Source organism: Pseudomonas abietaniphila, assembly GCF_900100795.1.
GTDB classification, from domain to species: domain Bacteria; phylum Pseudomonadota; class Gammaproteobacteria; order Pseudomonadales; family Pseudomonadaceae; genus Aquipseudomonas; species Aquipseudomonas abietaniphila.
In genome coordinates, this window is the sequence record NZ_FNCO01000051.1 from 1 (window position 1) to 1,115 (window position 1,115).

Sequence of the window (1,115 nt, forward strand, 5' to 3'; positions counted from 1 at the left end):
TGGGCGGTTGCAGGAGCTGAGTGCAACACGGTCATTGAATTGAAGCTGGAGCATCATGCCGCATAGTCATGGCCTTCTGCATCACCTCACCCATAACTTCGATGGGGCACTTGAAGTCGAAGCGCTTACGCGGTCGCATGTTCAGTTGCAGTGCAATAGCGTCGAGTTCTTCTTGGCTGTGTACCGACAAGTCCGTGCCCTTGGGCAGATACTGGCGGATCAGGCCATTTATGTTTTCGTTGCTGCCGCGTTGCCAAGGGCTATGCGGGTCGCAGAAGTAAATTGCCACCCCGGTCTGCTGGGTGATTTCAGCATGCCGCGCCATTTCTCGGCCCTGGTCGTAGGTCATGCTCTTGCGCATCGCCAGCGGCATGCCATTGAGCGCTGCACTGAAGCCTTCCATCGCCGAGGTCGCCGTCGCGTCGTTCATCTTTACCAGCATCAGGTAGCCACTGGTACGTTCCACCAGCGTGCCTACAGACGAGGCGTTGGCCTTGCCCTTGATCAGATCGCCTTCCCAATGCCCTGGCATCAGCCGGTCTTCGATCTCCGGTGGGCGCACATGGATGCTGACCATCTCGGGGATCTGGCCGCGTCGATCCACGCCGCCAGAGCGCGGCCGTCGCGTCGTCTTACTTTGGCGCAGGCAGATGATCAGCTCTTTACGCAGCTCGCCGACCGGCAAGGCGTAGATGGCGTTATAGATCGTCTCGCGACAGACGTAGGCTTCTCTGAGGCTGGGAATGTTCATGCTGCGCAGCTTGCCGGCAATCTGCTCGGGAGACAAACGCTCGCGCAGCATATGGGCCACCAACTGGAAGCGCTCACTACTCGGCAAGAGCTTTCGTTTCGGTCGACAGCGTTGGCGGCGGGCCTGCATCTGCTGCTGGGCCATGCGGGCCGAGTAGCCGCCACAGACATCTCGATTGCGGCGCAGCTCCCGGCTGATGGTCGAAGGGGATCGGGTGATCAAGCAAGCAATCTTGCGCAGGCTGAACCCTTGGGCACGGCCGATTTGAATGGTGGCGCGTTCTTCAACGCTGAGTTCGGAATAAGACATAGGGGCAGCACCGTACCGGAAAGGTCAGGTGTTGCACTCAGTTTTTGCCGCCGCC

Annotated in this window: 1 protein-coding gene; it reads right to left on the reverse strand. The window is 59.5% G+C overall.

From position 1 onward, the window contains the following. Positions 1-31: 31 nt before the first annotated feature. Positions 32-1,060, reverse strand: a complete 1,029-nt coding sequence (locus BLS87_RS33295; RefSeq protein ID WP_058159172.1) for an IS30-like element ISPa59 family transposase — start codon at positions 1,058-1,060, stop codon at positions 32-34. Positions 1,061-1,115 lie beyond the last annotated feature (55 nt).

Bases quoted from the DNA above. Each gene is read 5' to 3' on its own strand.
- BLS87_RS33295 (WP_058159172.1), bottom strand. From the start codon at position 1,060: ATGTCTTATTCCGAACTCAGCGTTGAAGAACGCGCCACCATTCAAATC.